At 69.5% G+C, this 13,876-nt stretch carries 10 protein-coding genes; 5 read left to right on the forward strand and 5 right to left on the reverse strand.

What is annotated here, in order from left to right:
- Positions 1–284: 284 nt before the first annotated feature.
- A complete protein-coding gene (locus CFB40_RS26115) occupies positions 285–719 on the reverse strand; it encodes a hypothetical protein (protein ID WP_089427322.1) in 435 nt (144 codons plus the stop codon).
- On the opposite strand from CFB40_RS26115, the gene CFB40_RS26120 reads away from it, so the two are divergent.
- Positions 718–1,341, forward strand: coding sequence for a hypothetical protein (locus tag CFB40_RS26120; protein ID WP_143329885.1), 624 nt, complete (start codon positions 718–720; stop codon positions 1,339–1,341). The genes CFB40_RS26115 and CFB40_RS26120 overlap by 2 nt on opposite strands.
- A gap of 25 nt (positions 1,342–1,366) precedes the next feature.
- Here CFB40_RS26120 and CFB40_RS26125 read toward each other — a convergent pair whose 3' ends face one another.
- The 4 genes from CFB40_RS26125 to CFB40_RS26140 are packed head-to-tail and all read right to left on the reverse strand — an operon-like array spanning position 1,367 to position 9,901.
- Positions 1,367–5,554: a bifunctional nitrate reductase/sulfite reductase flavoprotein subunit alpha gene (locus CFB40_RS26125; RefSeq protein WP_089432813.1), complete on the reverse strand. Its 4,188-nt coding sequence runs from the start codon at positions 5,552–5,554 to the stop codon at positions 1,367–1,369.
- A 16-nt stretch (positions 5,555–5,570) separates the two neighbouring features.
- Complete coding sequence (gene nirD / locus CFB40_RS26130) at positions 5,571–5,918, reverse strand: nitrite reductase small subunit NirD (RefSeq protein WP_089432814.1); 348 nt, start codon at positions 5,916–5,918, stop codon at positions 5,571–5,573.
- Between the two features lie 38 nt (positions 5,919–5,956).
- Positions 5,957–8,554, reverse strand: coding sequence for a nitrite reductase large subunit NirB (nirB, locus tag CFB40_RS26135; protein ID WP_089432815.1), 2,598 nt, complete (start codon positions 8,552–8,554; stop codon positions 5,957–5,959).
- A gap of 21 nt (positions 8,555–8,575) precedes the next feature.
- Complete coding sequence (locus CFB40_RS26140; RefSeq protein WP_089432816.1) at positions 8,576–9,901, reverse strand: MFS transporter; 1,326 nt, start codon at positions 9,899–9,901, stop codon at positions 8,576–8,578.
- Positions 9,902–10,567: 666 nt separating this feature from the next.
- Here CFB40_RS26140 and cobA point away from each other — a divergent pair.
- The 4 genes from cobA to CFB40_RS26165 all read left to right on the forward strand — a co-directional run bounded on the left by cobA (position 10,568) and on the right by CFB40_RS26165 (position 13,871).
- Complete coding sequence (gene cobA / locus CFB40_RS26150; RefSeq protein ID WP_089433319.1) at positions 10,568–11,338, forward strand: uroporphyrinogen-III C-methyltransferase; 771 nt, start codon at positions 10,568–10,570, stop codon at positions 11,336–11,338.
- Between the two features lie 156 nt (positions 11,339–11,494).
- Positions 11,495–12,091, forward strand: coding sequence for an ANTAR domain-containing response regulator (locus CFB40_RS26155; protein WP_089432817.1), 597 nt, complete (start codon positions 11,495–11,497; stop codon positions 12,089–12,091).
- Between the two features lie 5 nt (positions 12,092–12,096).
- Positions 12,097–13,149 carry a CmpA/NrtA family ABC transporter substrate-binding protein gene (locus CFB40_RS26160; protein ID WP_089427316.1) on the forward strand — a complete coding sequence of 351 codons (1,053 nt, stop codon included), beginning with the start codon at positions 12,097–12,099 and terminating at the stop codon, positions 13,147–13,149.
- A gap of 122 nt (positions 13,150–13,271) precedes the next feature.
- Positions 13,272–13,871, forward strand: coding sequence for a uracil-DNA glycosylase family protein (locus CFB40_RS26165; RefSeq protein WP_089427315.1), 600 nt, complete (start codon positions 13,272–13,274; stop codon positions 13,869–13,871).
- The last annotated feature ends 5 nt before the right edge of the window (positions 13,872–13,876 follow it).

Consider the following 13,876-nt stretch of genomic DNA (forward strand, 5'->3'; position numbering starts at 1 on the left):
CAGAACTTACGAGTATACGGAATTTATATTACAGAATCTTTCACGTCGGCTTTGTGCGGATTTGTGGTAACTCGACCATCAAAAACGCATAAAGAAACAAGGCGTCCTGCGACGCAAGGTGCGCATCATACCGGGAACCGGGATGGTTTTTTCATCTGATGAATGACTTGTGATGCATTTGGGAAAAAATCGCCGGGAGTGCCCGCGCGGACAGGGACAAATACGCAACGCCGCGCGGCTTTCCGGGACGGGAGGCGCCGTCTCGGGCAAGCACCCGCTTGCCGTCACTTCGCCCGCTCATGCTCCCCCAACCCGATCGCCTTGTAGTCGTAAGTCGGATAGAACTCCGTCCGGTACGCGCCCCACGCCGTATCCTCGAGCACGCGATTGACCTCCCGCAGCCGCGACGCCGGCAACCGCAGCACGACGATCTGCCCGATCCCCATCGTCACGGTCCAGCTCACCACTTCGACACCCGGCGGCGGAAATGCCTTGTAAAACCCCTGCTTCGCGAGCTGCGCATTGAGTTCGGCAAGCGGGCGCGACTGGTCGTGTTTCAGGAATACCGTGAGCAGCACCGCGTTGTCGGGGGTCGCGGCGGCCGACCCGACGGGCGACGACGCGCCCTGCGCGGCGGCGGGCAGGTTCCCTGCCGCTGCCGCCATCAGGATGCCGATGGTCGCGGCCCGGGCCGCCGCGCTGACAAATCTCGTCTTCATGTTTGCTCCGGTCGATCGTGAAGGAAGGTGCGCGCCGGCCGCGAAACGAACCGGCCATTGCCGGCGCCGACGCCTGTGCTACGCTGCGACGATCGATTCCCGCCTGCGGCCGCGACGCCGCCAGCCGAGCGCAAGCGGCATGCCCGCCGCCGCGAAGGAACCCATCGGAATGAAAATGACTTCGCTGAAGAATATGCCGATTTTCGGCGGAGATACGCCGGAAACGGTCCGGGTGGCCGTCACGCTGCTGGCAGGCGCATGGTGCATCTTCGCGTACCGGATCGCCATTTTCGAGTCGGCCATCGTTCCGGCCCTGCTCGACCGCGTCTCGGGCGACGCGTTACGCGTCAGGATCGTCCAGATACTCGCGGCGGCCTTCATCGCGATCGCCCTCGCCCTCGCGCTGCTCGTCGTGCAGATCGCGCGCCGGAAGAACTGGGCGCGCATCACGATGATCGGGCTGGTCATCGCCACGCTCGCCTTGATGGCCTTTACGGTCGCCCATCGGCCGGTCGATTTCCTGAGCGCCGTCTACTGCCTGTTCACGCTGGCGACCTTGCTGTTGCTGTCGCGCTCGAGCCGGCAGTGGTTCAACCGGCCGCAACCGGACGATCAGGCGTAACCCGCCGGGCCCGCGTCGCCGGCGTTCAGTACACGTCCCGCATATAGCGCCGCGCCTTCGAGAGCCGCGCGACATAATCGTTCGCGGCTTCATCCGACATCCCGCCGTGCTCGGCGACCACCGCCTTCAGCGCCGTGTCGACATCCTTCGCCATCCGCGCGGCATCGCCGCACACGTAGAAGTGCGCGCCTTCCTCCAGCCACGCGAACAGCTCGGCACCCTGCTCGCGCATCCGGTCCTGCACGTAGATCTTGTCGGCCTGGTCGCGCGAGAACGCGAGGTCGAGCCGCGTCAGGAAGCCGCTGTCGTGCATCGCGCCCAGCTCGTCGCCGTAGTAGAAGTCGGTCTGCGCGTGCTGCTCGCCGAAGAACAGCCAGTTGCGCCCGCGCGCGCCGCGCGCCTGCCGCTCGTGCAGAAAGCCGCGGAACGGCGCGACGCCGGTGCCCGGGCCGACCATCACGATCGGCACGTCGCCGTTCACCGGCGGCCGGAAATGCGCGGACTTCTGCACGAACACCGGCACGCGGCCGTCGTCCGCGCGATCGGCGAGGAACGTCGACGCCACGCCTTTGCGCGCGCGCCGGCCGTTGTGATAGCGCACAGCCGATACGGTCAGGTGGATCTCGCCCTGGTGCGCGCTCGGGCTCGACGCGATCGAATAGAGGCGCGGCTGCATGCGCTTGAGCATCCCGACCAGCTCCGTGCCCGACAGCTCGACCGGAAACTCGTGCAGCACGTCCGCGAGTTGCTGCCCCCACAGCCATTGCTTCAGGTCGCCCTTGCGGTCGTCGCCGAGCAGCGACTTCAGCGCGCCGTTCGTGCTGCGCGACGCGATGAATGCAAGCGTGTCCGGATGCGGGCGCGTGATGTCGAAGTGACGCGCGAGTGCATCACCGAGGCGCACGTCGCCGACGCCCGCCACCGACACGGGCGCATCGGCCTTCAGCGCGGTGACCGACAGCAGCTCGTCGACCAGCTCCGGGCAGTTGGTCGGCCACACGCCGAGCGCGTCGCCGGTTTCGTATTCGAGGTTCGCGCCTTCGGTCGACAGCGACACGTAGCGCGTGTCCTTCGCCGCGCCCGGGCGGTTCAGCCGCAGGTTCGCGACGAGCTTCGACGGCGCCGGATGCGCCTTGGTCGGCAGCAGCCCCGACGGGCTCATCGCGCCGGTCGGCACCGCGTGCAGCGCGGCATCGGCCTCCTTGATCCGCGCGACGACGCGTTCGAGCCACTGGTCGGCGTCGCGCTGGAATTCGACGTCGCAATCGACGCGTGCACAGAGGCGCGCCGCGCCGAGTTCCGCGAGCCGCGCGTCGAGCCGGCGGCCGTGGCCGCAAAACTGGTCATAGTTGCGATCGCCGAACGCGAGCACCGCGAAGTGCACGCCATCGAGGCGCGCGGCGCTGCCGGCCCGCAGCGCGTCCCAGAATTCACTGCCGTTGTCGGGCGCATCGCCGTCGCCGAACGTGCTGGTCATCAGCAGCACGTATTGCGCGCCGGCGAGCGACGCCGCCGGATAGTCCGACATGCACGCGGTGCGGATCTCGAAGCCCGCGTTCATCAGTTGCGTCGCGTAATCCTCGGTCAACGATTCGATGTTGCCGGTCTGTGACGCCCACAGCAGCACGACCTTCGGCCGTGTACGCACGATCCGCACGCCGCCCGACGCAGTGGCATCGGCCGGCAACGCAGGCGCCGCGGCACCCGGCACGCTCGCCGGCAGCGTGCGGCTGAACAGCCCGGCCAGCATGCCGTCGAGCCAGAACCGCACCGGCGGCGTGAGCGGCGCGCCGGCCGGCAGCACGGGCACGCCGCCCTCGCGCCGGCCCGCGCTCGCCTTCAGCCCGCTGACGAGGCCGGCCACGTACAGCCGTTCGGTGTCCGTCAACGGCGGCGGCGCGAGGTCGGCCACGCCGAGCGCGGCCGCGAAAGTGTCGATGTCTGCCATGTCGGATTCCTGTGAAGCAAGCGCCAGCGCGGGCGCGGGCAGCGTGTCGTCGGCGCGGGCATCGGGTTGCACGGTCGCTTCATCGGCGGACGCGAACGCATCCGTCTCGACGCGCCGCAGCGCGACCGCGCAGTATTTCAGTTCGGGTTGCTGCGAGTCGGGATCGATCGCGTCGTTCGTCACCGCGTTGATGCACAGGTCGTCGCCGTACACGTCGTTCCAGTGCATCGGCGCGAAGCAGTTGCCGCGCCGCACGCGCTCGGTCACGACGGCCGGTAGCACCGCGCGGCCGCGCGCCGAACGGATCTCGACGCTGTCCTTCGCGGCAATGCCGAGCGCGCTCGCGTCGTCCGGATGCAGCTCGACGAACGGGCGCGGGTTGAGCTTGTTCAGCATCGCGACCTTGCCCGTCTTCGTCATCGTGTGCCACTGATGCTGCAGCCGCCCGGTGTTCAGCACGATCGGGAACGTGTCGTCCGGCAGCTCTGCCGGATCGACATGCGGCCGCGCGAAGAAGCGCGCCTTGCCCGACGGCGTCGGGAATGCGAGGCGCGGCGCGTCGGTCGCGTCACCGTTGCCCGCCGCGCGCAGCGTCTGGCTCACGCCGTCGTTCAGGTAGCGGATCGGGTGCCGCTCGCGCGCGGTGCCTGGCGCGACCGGCCACTGCACGGGCCCGTCGCGCAGCGCCGCATGGCTCGCGCCGCGCAGGTCGTAGCCCGTCGCCGGATTCGAGAAGCGCACGATCTCGTCGAACACGTCGGCCGCCGACGCATAGTCGAACGCATCGCCGAAGCCCATCGCACGAGCGACTTCCGCGACGATGCGCCAGTCGGGCAGCGCGTCACCGGGCGGCGCGACCGCCGCGCGCATCAGCGTCATGTTGCGCTCGGAGTTGACCATCACGCCGTCACCCTCGGCCCACAGCGCGCCGGGCAGCAGGATGTCCGCATAGCGGTTGGTCTCGGTGTCCAGGAATGCATCCTGCGCGATCACGAGCTCGGCGGCCTGCAACCCGGCGATCACGTTCTGCCGGTTCGGCACCGTCGCGACCGGGTTCGTGCAGATGATCCAGCATGCCTTGATGTCGCCGGCCGCCATCCGCGCGAACAGTTCGACCGTGCCTTGCCCCGCCTCCTTGCGCAGCGTGCCGGCCGGCACGCGCCACAGGTTCTCGACGAAACGGCGATCGTCGTCGGACGCCACCGAGCGCTGGCCCGGCAACCCCGGCCCCATGTAGCCCATCTCGCGCCCGCCCATCGCGTTCGGCTGGCCGGTCAGCGAGAACGGCCCGCTGCCGGGGCGGCAAATCTTGCCCGTCGCGAGATGCAGGTTGCAGATCGCGTTGGTGTTCCACACACCGTGCGTGCTCTGGTTGAGCCCCATCGTCCAGCAGCTCATCCATTCCTGCGCGTCGCCGATCCATTGCGCGGCGGTGCGCAGGTCGGCTTCCGCGAGCCCCGTGATCGCCGCGACGCGCTCGGGCGTGTAGTCGGCGAGGAATGCAGGCATCGCGTCCCAGCCTTCGGTGTACGCGTCGATGAACGCGGCATCGGTGCGGCCGTTCGCGTGCAGCAGGTGCAGCAGCCCGTTGGTCAGCGCGAGATCGGTGCCCGGCCGGATCTGCAGGAACAGGTCGGCCTTGTCGGCCGTGCCGGTGCGGCGCGGATCGACGACGATCAGCTTCGCGCCGGCCTTCACGCGATCCATCATCCGCAGGAACAGGATCGGATGACAGTCGGCCATGTTCGCGCCGATCACGAAGAACAGGTTCGCGCGATCGAAGTCCTGGTACGACCCGGGCGGGCCGTCCGCGCCGAGCGACTGCTTGTAGCCGGTGCCCGCGCTCGCCATGCAGAGGCGCGAGTTCGACTCGATGTTGTGGGTACCGACGAAGCCCTTCGCGAGCTTGTTGACGAGGTATTGCGCCTCGATCGACATCTGCCCCGATACGTAGAACGACAGCGCGTCGGGCCCGTGCGTATCGAGCACCGCGCGCAGGCGGCGCGCGGTGTCGGCGATCGCGTCGCGGGCCGGCAGCGGCACCAGGTCGTCCTCGCGCGCGCGGCGCACGAACGCGCGGTCGAGCCGCCCCGAGCGGCGCAGCGCGACGTGCGCCGACGAGCCCTTCGTGCACAGCCGCCCGAAGTTGGTCGGATGGTCGGCGTCGCCGGACACCTTGACGACTTCGCCTTCCTCGACGTGCAGCACCATCCCGCAACCGACGCCGCAGTACGGGCACACGCTCTTGACGGGGGTGGCGGTCATGCGCGCTCCGGGGCGGTCAGGCTGCGATCCACACGAAACCGTCCTCGACCCGCGACGGATACGCGCTCACCGACTGCTCGGGCGCCTCGAGACATTCGCCGGTGCGCAGGTCGAAATGCTGCTTGTACAGCGGCGACGCGACGACGACGCGCTCGCCGAGGCTGCCGATCAGCCCGCGCGACATCACGGCCGCCTGCGATACGGGATCGACGTTGTCGATCGCGAACACGCCGCCTGCTTCGGCATGCGCGACGTGAAAAACCGCGACCTGCTCGCCGTTGACGAGCGCACATACGCCGGTGTTGGGCACGATGTCGTCGAGCGCGCACACGCGGGTCCAGGACAGCGGAAGACGATCGTTCATGATGGGCTCCTTGGAAAAGACGCGGGTGTCGGTCAGGGTCAAACGGTGGCGGGTTCGGTGGCGGCTTGCGTCACGCCTTCGGCCACGACGGGAATCGACACGCGCTTGCCGCCCGCGCGTTCGCCGGGCGTCGCGGGCCGGATCTGGCCGCGCGTCTCGACGAACTCGATGGTCGTGTCCGGCGCGTCGCTGTTCACGAAGTGGCGGAAGCGCTTGCGCGTTTCCGGATCGGTCACGGCCTTCTTCCATTCGCACTCGTAGGTGTCCACCACATGCTGCATGTCGGCTTCGAGTTCGGCGCCGAGCCCGAGCCGGTCGTGCACGACGACGTCGATCAGGTAGTCGAGGCCGCCTTCGAGGTTGTCGCGCCACACGCTCGTGCGTTGCAGCCGGTCAGCGGTGCGCACGTAGAACATCAGGAGACGGTCGATGTAGCGGATCAGCGTGGTGCGGTCGAGATCGGACGCGAGCAGTTCCGCGTGGCGCGGCTTCATCCCGCCGTTGCCGCACACGTACAGGTTCCAGCCATTCTCGGTCGCGATGATGCCGACGTCCTTGCCCTGTGCTTCCGCGCACTCGCGCGTGCAGCCGGACACGCCGAACTTGATCTTGTGCGGTGCGCGCAACCCCTTGTAGCGGTTCTCCAGGTCGATCGCGAGGCCGACCGAATCGTCGACGCCGTAGCGGCACCACGTCGAGCCGACGCACGATTTCACGGTGCGCAGCGCCTTGCCGTACGCGTGGCCCGATTCGAAGCCGGCGGCGATCAGTTCTTCCCAGATCGAAGGCAGCTGCTCGACGCGCGCGCCGAACAGGTCGACGCGCTGGCCGCCGGTGATCTTCGTGTACAGGCCATACTTTTTCGCGACCTGGCCCACCGCGATCAGCCCTTCCGGCGTGACTTCGCCGCCCGGCATGCGCGGCACGACCGAGTATGTGCCGTCGCGCTGGATGTTCGCGAGGTAGTAGTCGTTCGAATCCTGCAGCCCCGCGTGCTCCTTCTTCAGCACGAATTCGTTGAAGCACGACGCGAGGATGCCCGCCACCGCCGGCTTGCACACGTCGCAGCCGAGGCCGTGGCCGTGCTTCGCGAGCAGTTCGTCGAAGGTCGTGATGCGCTCGACGCGGATCAGATGAAACAGCTCCTGGCGCGAATGCGGGAAGTGCTCGCACAAATGGTTGTTGACCGCGAGGCCCTGCTTCTTCATCTCGGCCTTCATGATCTGCGTGACGAGCGGCACGCAGCCGCCGCACGACGTGCCGGCGCCGGTGCACGTCTTCAGCGCGCCGAGGCTCGTCGCGCCGTCGGCGACCGCCGTGCAGATCTGCGACTTCGACACGTTGTTGCACGAGCAGATCTGCGCGGCCGCGGGCAGCGCCTCGACGCCGATCGCCGGCTTCGCGACGCCGTCCGACGACGGCAGGATCAGGAATTCCGGCGATTCCGGCAGCTCGATGCGGTTCAGCATCATCTGCAGCAGCGTGCCGTACTCGGCTGCATCGCCGACCATCACCGCGCCGTGCAGGAACTTGCCGCAGTCGGACACCACGAGCTTCTTGTAGACCTGGCGGCGCTCGTCCGCGTACTGGTAGGTGCGGCTGCCGGCCGTCGTGCCGTGCGCGTCGCCGATGCTCGCGACGTCCACGCCCATCAGCTTCAGCTTCGTGCTCATGTCGGCGCCGGCGAAGGCGGCCCCGGCCGCACTGTTCGCATCGCCGCAAAGCTGCTTCGCGACCACGCGCGCCATGTCGTAGCCGGGGGCGACGAGGCCGTACACCATCCCGTTCCAGGCCGCGCATTCGCCGATCGCGTAGATGTCGGCATCGCTCGTGCGGCATGCGTCGTCGATCGCGACGCCGCCGCGCGGGCCGATGTCCAGACCGCATGCGCGGGCCAGTTCGTCGCGTGCGCGGATGCCGGCCGAGAACACGATCATGTCGGCGTCGAGGTGCGAGCCGTCGGCGAACGCCATCCGGTGCGTGCCTGCCTCGCCATCGACGATTTCCAGCGTGTTCTTGCCCGTATGCACGGTCACGCCGAGCGCCTCGATCTTCGCGCGCAGCATCCGGCCGCCACCGTCGTCGACCTGCACGGCCATCAGCCGCGGCGCGAATTCGACGACGTGCGTGTCGAGCCCCATGTCGCGCAGCGCCTTCGCGCATTCGAGGCCGAGCAGGCCGCCGCCGACCACGACGCCCCTTTTCGCATGCGTGCCGCACGCCTGCATCGCTTCGAGATCCTCGATCGTCCGGTACACGAAGCAGCCGTCACGATCGCGCCCCGGCATCGGCGGCACGAACGGGCGCGAACCCGTCGCGAGCACCAGCTTGTCGTACGCGAGCGTTTCGCCGGATGCGAGCGTGACCGTATGCGCGGCGCGGTCGATCGACGCGACTTGCGCATTCAGGCGCAGGTCGAATTGCGGATGACGTTCGAAGAAGCCGGGTTCGACGAGCGACAGGTCGTCCGCCGACTTGCCCGCGAAGAATTCCGACAGGTGCACGCGGTCGTACGCCGGACGCGGTTCCTCGCCGAGCACCGTGACCTGCAGCGCGCCCGCGGCGCCCGCTTCCGCCGCGACGCATTCGAGGAGCTTGTGGCCGACCATGCCGTGGCCGATGACGATGAGTTTCATGGTGACGTTTCCTTCGGTCGATCAGTTCGCGACGCCGCTGGCAGCCAGCGCGCGGTCGCGCAGCTCGGCTTCGCGCGCCTTGTGCTCTTCACTGAAGCGCACGGCCATCGCGCACAGCGCGGTCGCGGTGACGGCCAGGCCGAGCAGGCTCAGCGTGTGCTGCACGTCGCCGACACCCTTCAGCAGGAAGCTGGCGGCCACCGCGCCGACGTTGCCGCCCGCGCCGACGATCCCCGCCACGCCGCCAAGTGCCTTGCGGTCGATGAACGGCACCAGCGCGTAGGTCGCGCCGCAGGCCATGTGCGTGAAGAGGCCGAACGCGAGCATCGCGACGAGCGCGATGCCGACGCTTTGCGCATGCGAGAACCAGATCAACCCGAGCCCTTCGCCGACGATCAGCGCGCACAGCAGCGTCGCGCGCACGTCGAGGCTGCGGCGCGCGGCGATCCTGTCGGACAGCCAGCCGCCGAGCGCACGCGCGAACAGCGCGAGCAGCCCGAACAGGCCGACCGCGAACCCGGCGTCCTTCAGCGACAGGCTGAAGTGATCGACGTAGTACAGCGCGGCGATGTTGTGGATGAACACCTCGACGCCGAAGCACGCGCCGTACGTGACGAACAGCATCCACACGCGATAGTTGCCGCAGGCCGCGAAGAAGCTCGCCCAGCCACCCTTCTTGCCGCTGTCGACCGTCACGCCCGCCTTGCGCAGCGCGATGATGTCGCCTTGCGGGCAATCCTGCGTGAAGCGCCAGTACGCCCAGGCCATCACGAGCATCGCGACGCCCGGTACGACCAGCGCGATGCGCCACGACGAATCCTCGCCGAAGCCGAGCATCAGGCCGGCGGCGACGAGCAGCGGCATCAGCGCCTGCGTCGCGCCTGCGCCGGCGTTACCCCAGCCGGCCGTCGTCGCGTTCGCGGTGCCGACCACGTTCGGCGCGAACATCACCGACGTGTGGTACTGCGTGATCACGAAGCCCGCGCCGATCGCGCCGATGCCGAGCCGGCAGATCAGGAACGACAGGTAATCGTGCGTGAACGACACCGCGAACACGGGGATCGCGCCGAGCAGCAGCAGGCCCACGTACACGCGGCGCGGGCCGAAGCGGTCGCACAGCGGGCCGACCAGCAGCCGTACGGCGATCGTCGCGGCCACCGCCGCGATGTTGATGTTGGCGACCTGTGCGGCCGTCAGGTGAAATTCGCGTGCGATCAGCGGCATCAGCGGCGCGCACGCGAACCACGCGAAGAAACACACGAAGAACGCCATCCACGTCAGGTGGAACGCGCGCATCGGCGCGGTACGGAAGCTGAAGAGATTGATACGGGTAGCTTTGTCGGTCATGTCATCCGCCAAACGAAAAACGGCGTCCTGCGCACCCGGTCTCGTCGAGACCCGATGCGTAGGACGCCGTTGCCCATGAGGCCCGTTGCCGGGCGCGTCGGTAATCGGTACTGCCGGACGAATCGCCATTGATCCGCCCGAACCTCCCAACGCAAACGCCGTGCCATGTCGTCGCGAATCGGGCCCACATCCCCGCCACGCAAGGCGCGTCGGGCGTCATGCGACGCGCGGCGCCACGTCACCCACGATGCGTCGTGAGGCAGCGAGGCACAGATGTGGTGCGATGCAGCACTGTCGTCGTGCGACATCGCGGTGCCTGCTGACGGGGCACGATGCACGTCGATGCGGCATTGCGGCTGCCCGCGCGCGGCGGCTGCCTTCACGCTCGGGGCCATCGCGCGGCGCAATGCGCACCGTTACCGCCGCCCCCCGCGCGACGCGTCATGCCGGTTGGCCCGGATATTGCTGAATCCGCCGCATGACACCGGCAACGGCGCCGGTGGGCAGTCCCCACAACCCATGCCCGTCATTCAGGCGGGCCGATCAGGACAACGGCGTCCTTCCGTGCGCGGCACGGCCGGATGCCGGTGCGTTTCGACCGCCCGTCGCCGCCGCGCAAGACAATGCGCTATCGACCGCCCCATGCAGGCGGCACTGGAACACGACATGACGACAGGCAAAGTCACGCTGCTGGGCGCCGGCCCCGGCGATCCCGATCTCCTCACGCTGAAGGCCGTGAAGGCGCTGGCCGCCGCCGACGTGCTGCTGCTCGACGATCTCGTCGCGCCCGGCATCGTCGAACTCGCGCCGCAGGCACGCGTGATCCGCGTCGGCAAGCGCGGCGGCTGCCGCTCCACGCCGCAGGCATTCATCGAGAAGCTGATGCGCCGCTACGCGCTGCGCGGCGCCCACGTGGTGCGCGTGAAAGGCGGCGATGCGCTGCTGTTCGGGCGCGCCGGCGAAGAACTCGCGACGCTGCGCGCCGCCGCGATTCCGGTCGAGATCGTCAACGGCATCTCGTCGGGCTTCGCGGCCGCCGCGAGCCTCGGCATCTCGCTCACGCACCGCGCGCATTGCCACGGCGTCACGTTCGTCACCGCGCACCGTCAGGACCACGGCGAACCCGACTGGGCGCGTCTCGCGGCGACCGGCACCACGCTCGCGATCTACATGGGCATGAGTCGCGTCGACGGCATTGCCGCCGGCCTGCTCGCCGTGCTGCCGCCCTCGACGCCGGCCGCGGCCGTGCAATGGGCCGGCACGCCCGACGAACGCCGCTGGACCGGCACGCTCGGCGGTCTCGCGCGCGGCATCGACGCAGCGCGGCTCGGCAGCCCGGCCGTGATCCTCGTCGGCGGCGCGATCGGCGAAGCAGCCGTGCAGCACGTGCCGGACGCGGGCGCCGCGATCGAGACGGCCTTGTCCCGGGCCGCGTAGCATGCGCGACGCCACGCGGCACCGGCCGCCCCCCTATCATGAAGACGGCGGCACCGGCCGCCGGGCCGCCGTGCGCGGCACCGACACGATGTCCGCACGGGGCCGCCGCCCCCGATCCGCCCCTCGCGCCACGCTTTCGCCGCCGCCGTTCACGTCATGAGTACGTCTGCTTCTTCCCCCCGCCTGCGCGTGCTGCTCGTCACCGACACCGACAAGCCGATCGGCGAGCTCGGCGACGCGCTCGCGCACCTCGGCTACGAGATGCTGAACGACGTCGCGACGCCCGCGCGCCTGCCGGCCGCCGTCGAGGAGCAACATCCCGACGTCGTGATCATCGATACCGATTCGCCGTCGCGCGACACGCTCGAGCAGCTTGCCGTGATGCACGCCACCGCGCCGCGCCCCGTGCTGATGTTCAGCCATGACGCCAACCAGTCGCTGATCCGCGCGGCGGTCGGCGCGGGCGTCAGCGCGTATCTCGTCGAAGGGCTGTCGGCCGAGCGCCTCGCGCCGATTCTCGAAGTCGCGCTTGCCCGCTTCTCGCACGACGACGCGCTGCGCCGCCGGCTGGCCGACGTCGAGCGCGAGCTCGCGGAGCGCAAGCTGATCGACCGCGCGAAGCGCCTGCTGATGGATGAGCGCAAGCTGTCCGAACACGACGCCTACGCGGCGCTGCGCAAGCGCGCGATGGACCAGGGCCTGCGCATCGTCGACGTCGCGCGGCAACTGCTCGACGCGTCACCCCAGTCATGAATGCCATGGATACCTCCTCTCCCGCCGCGCCGGAACGCGCACATCTTCGCCTCGGGTTCGTCGCGCTCAGCGACGCGGCCCCGCTGATCGTCGCGCAGCGCCTGAACCTCGGCGAACGGCACGGCCTCACGCTCGAGCTCAGCCGCCAGCCGTCGTGGGCCACCGTGCGCGACAAGCTGCTGAGCGGCGAGCTCGACGCCGCGCATGCGCTGTACGGGCTCGTCTGCGGATTGCAGCTCGGGATCGGCGGCCCGCAGGCCGACATGGCCGCGCTGATGGTGCTGAACCGCAACGGCCAGGCGATCTCGTTGTCGCGCGGCCTCGCCGACGCGTATCGCGCCAGCGGCAGCGTGCGCGACGCGTTCGCGACGCTCGGCCGCAAGCCGCTCCTTGCCCAGACGTTCCCGACCGGCACGCACGCGATGTGGCTGAACCACTGGCTCGCGTCGCACGACGTCGATCCGCTGCACGACGTGCGCAGCGTCGTGATCCCGCCGCCGGAGATGGTGGCCGCGCTCGCCGGCGGCGAGCTCGACGGTTTCTGCGCCGGCGAGCCGTGGCATGCGGTGGCCGAGGCCTGCGGCGCGGGGCGGACCGTTGCCGTCACGAGCGAGATCTGGCCCGATCATCCGGAGAAGGTGCTCGCGGCCCGGCGCGATTTCGTCGCGCTGTATCCGGCCACGGCCCGCGCGCTGATCCGCACGCTCGTCGATGCCTGCGCCTGGCTCGACAGTGCCGCGCACCGTCGCGAGGCGGCCGACTGGCTCGCGTCGCCCGATGCGCTCGGCGTGCCGGCCCGGCTGATCGCGCCGCGCCTGCTCGGCGACTACGGCTCAGGCCCGTTCGCCGTGCCGCCGCTGCCGATCCGCTTCCACGACGGCGGCGCCGTGAACCGCCCCGATCCGCGCGAAGGCGAGTGGTTCCTGTCCCAATACCGGCGCTGGGGCATGCTCGACGGCGCGCACGACGACGCGGGGATCGCCCGGGCGATCGCGCAAACCGCGTTGTATGATGCTGCCGTCGCCGAAAGCGGCGCACCGGGCCTGTCGCAGGCGTGATGCGCGCCGCATGATGCAGGCGGCGCGCGCTCCCGCGCCACGCCTGTCCGGGCCGCCTGCCGGCGCCCGGCACGCGGCCCCGGGTGACGCCGCATGACCACTCCGTCCCCCGATCCGATTCGATGCCAAAACCCACGCGCGCGCCGCTCGACGTGCTGCTCACCGAAATCCGCGCGTGCCGTGCCTGCGAAGCCGACCTGCCGCTCGGCCCGCGCCCCGTCGTGCGCGCCCATCGCGACGCGCGCATCCTGATCGTCGGGCAGGCGCCGGGGGCACGCGTCCATGCAAGCGGCATCCCGTGGGACGACGCGAGCGGCCAGCGGCTGCGCGGCTGGCTCGACGTCGATGCCGACACGTTCTACGACGAGACGCGCTTCGCGATCGTGCCGATGGGCTTCTGCTACCCGGGCCGCGGCACAAGCGGCGACAACCCGCCGCGCCCCGAATGCGCGCCGCTGTGGATCGACCGATTGCTCGCCGAGTTGCCGTCGATCCGGCTCACGCTGCTGATCGGCCAGTACGCGCAGCGCCATTTCCTGCGCGAGTCGCGCAAGGCCACGCTGACCGACACCGTGCACGCGTGGCGCGACTATGGCCCCGACGTGTTGCCGCTGCCGCATCCGTCGCCGCGCAACCAGGCGTGGTTCAAGCACCACCCGTGGTTCGACTCCGAGGTCGTGCCCGAACTGCGGCGCCGAATCGCGCCGCTGGTCGCCCGATAAACGCA

Source organism: Burkholderia sp. AU31652, from assembly GCF_002223155.1.
Taxonomy (GTDB): Bacteria; Pseudomonadota; Gammaproteobacteria; order Burkholderiales; family Burkholderiaceae; genus Burkholderia.

Excerpts from the sequence above, each read along its gene's own strand:
- cobA (WP_089433319.1), top strand. The coding sequence starts at position 10,568 with ATGACGACAGGCAAAGTCACGCTGCTGGGCGCCGGCCCCGGCGATCCC.
- CFB40_RS26140 (WP_089432816.1), bottom strand. The coding sequence starts at position 9,901 with ATGACCGACAAAGCTACCCGTATCAATCTCTTCAGCTTCCGTACCGCG.
- CFB40_RS26120 (WP_143329885.1), top strand. The coding sequence starts at position 718 with ATGTTTGCTCCGGTCGATCGTGAAGGAAGGTGCGCGCCGGCCGCGAAA.
- CFB40_RS26115 (WP_089427322.1), bottom strand. The coding sequence starts at position 719 with ATGAAGACGAGATTTGTCAGCGCGGCGGCCCGGGCCGCGACCATCGGC.
- nirD (WP_089432814.1), bottom strand. The coding sequence starts at position 5,918 with ATGAACGATCGTCTTCCGCTGTCCTGGACCCGCGTGTGCGCGCTCGAC.
- CFB40_RS26125 (WP_089432813.1), bottom strand. The coding sequence starts at position 5,554 with ATGACCGCCACCCCCGTCAAGAGCGTGTGCCCGTACTGCGGCGTCGGT.
- CFB40_RS26160 (WP_089427316.1), top strand. The coding sequence starts at position 12,097 with ATGGATACCTCCTCTCCCGCCGCGCCGGAACGCGCACATCTTCGCCTC.
- nirB (WP_089432815.1), bottom strand. The coding sequence starts at position 8,554 with ATGAAACTCATCGTCATCGGCCACGGCATGGTCGGCCACAAGCTCCTC.
- CFB40_RS26165 (WP_089427315.1), top strand. The coding sequence starts at position 13,272 with ATGCCAAAACCCACGCGCGCGCCGCTCGACGTGCTGCTCACCGAAATC.
- CFB40_RS26155 (WP_089432817.1), top strand. The coding sequence starts at position 11,495 with ATGAGTACGTCTGCTTCTTCCCCCCGCCTGCGCGTGCTGCTCGTCACC.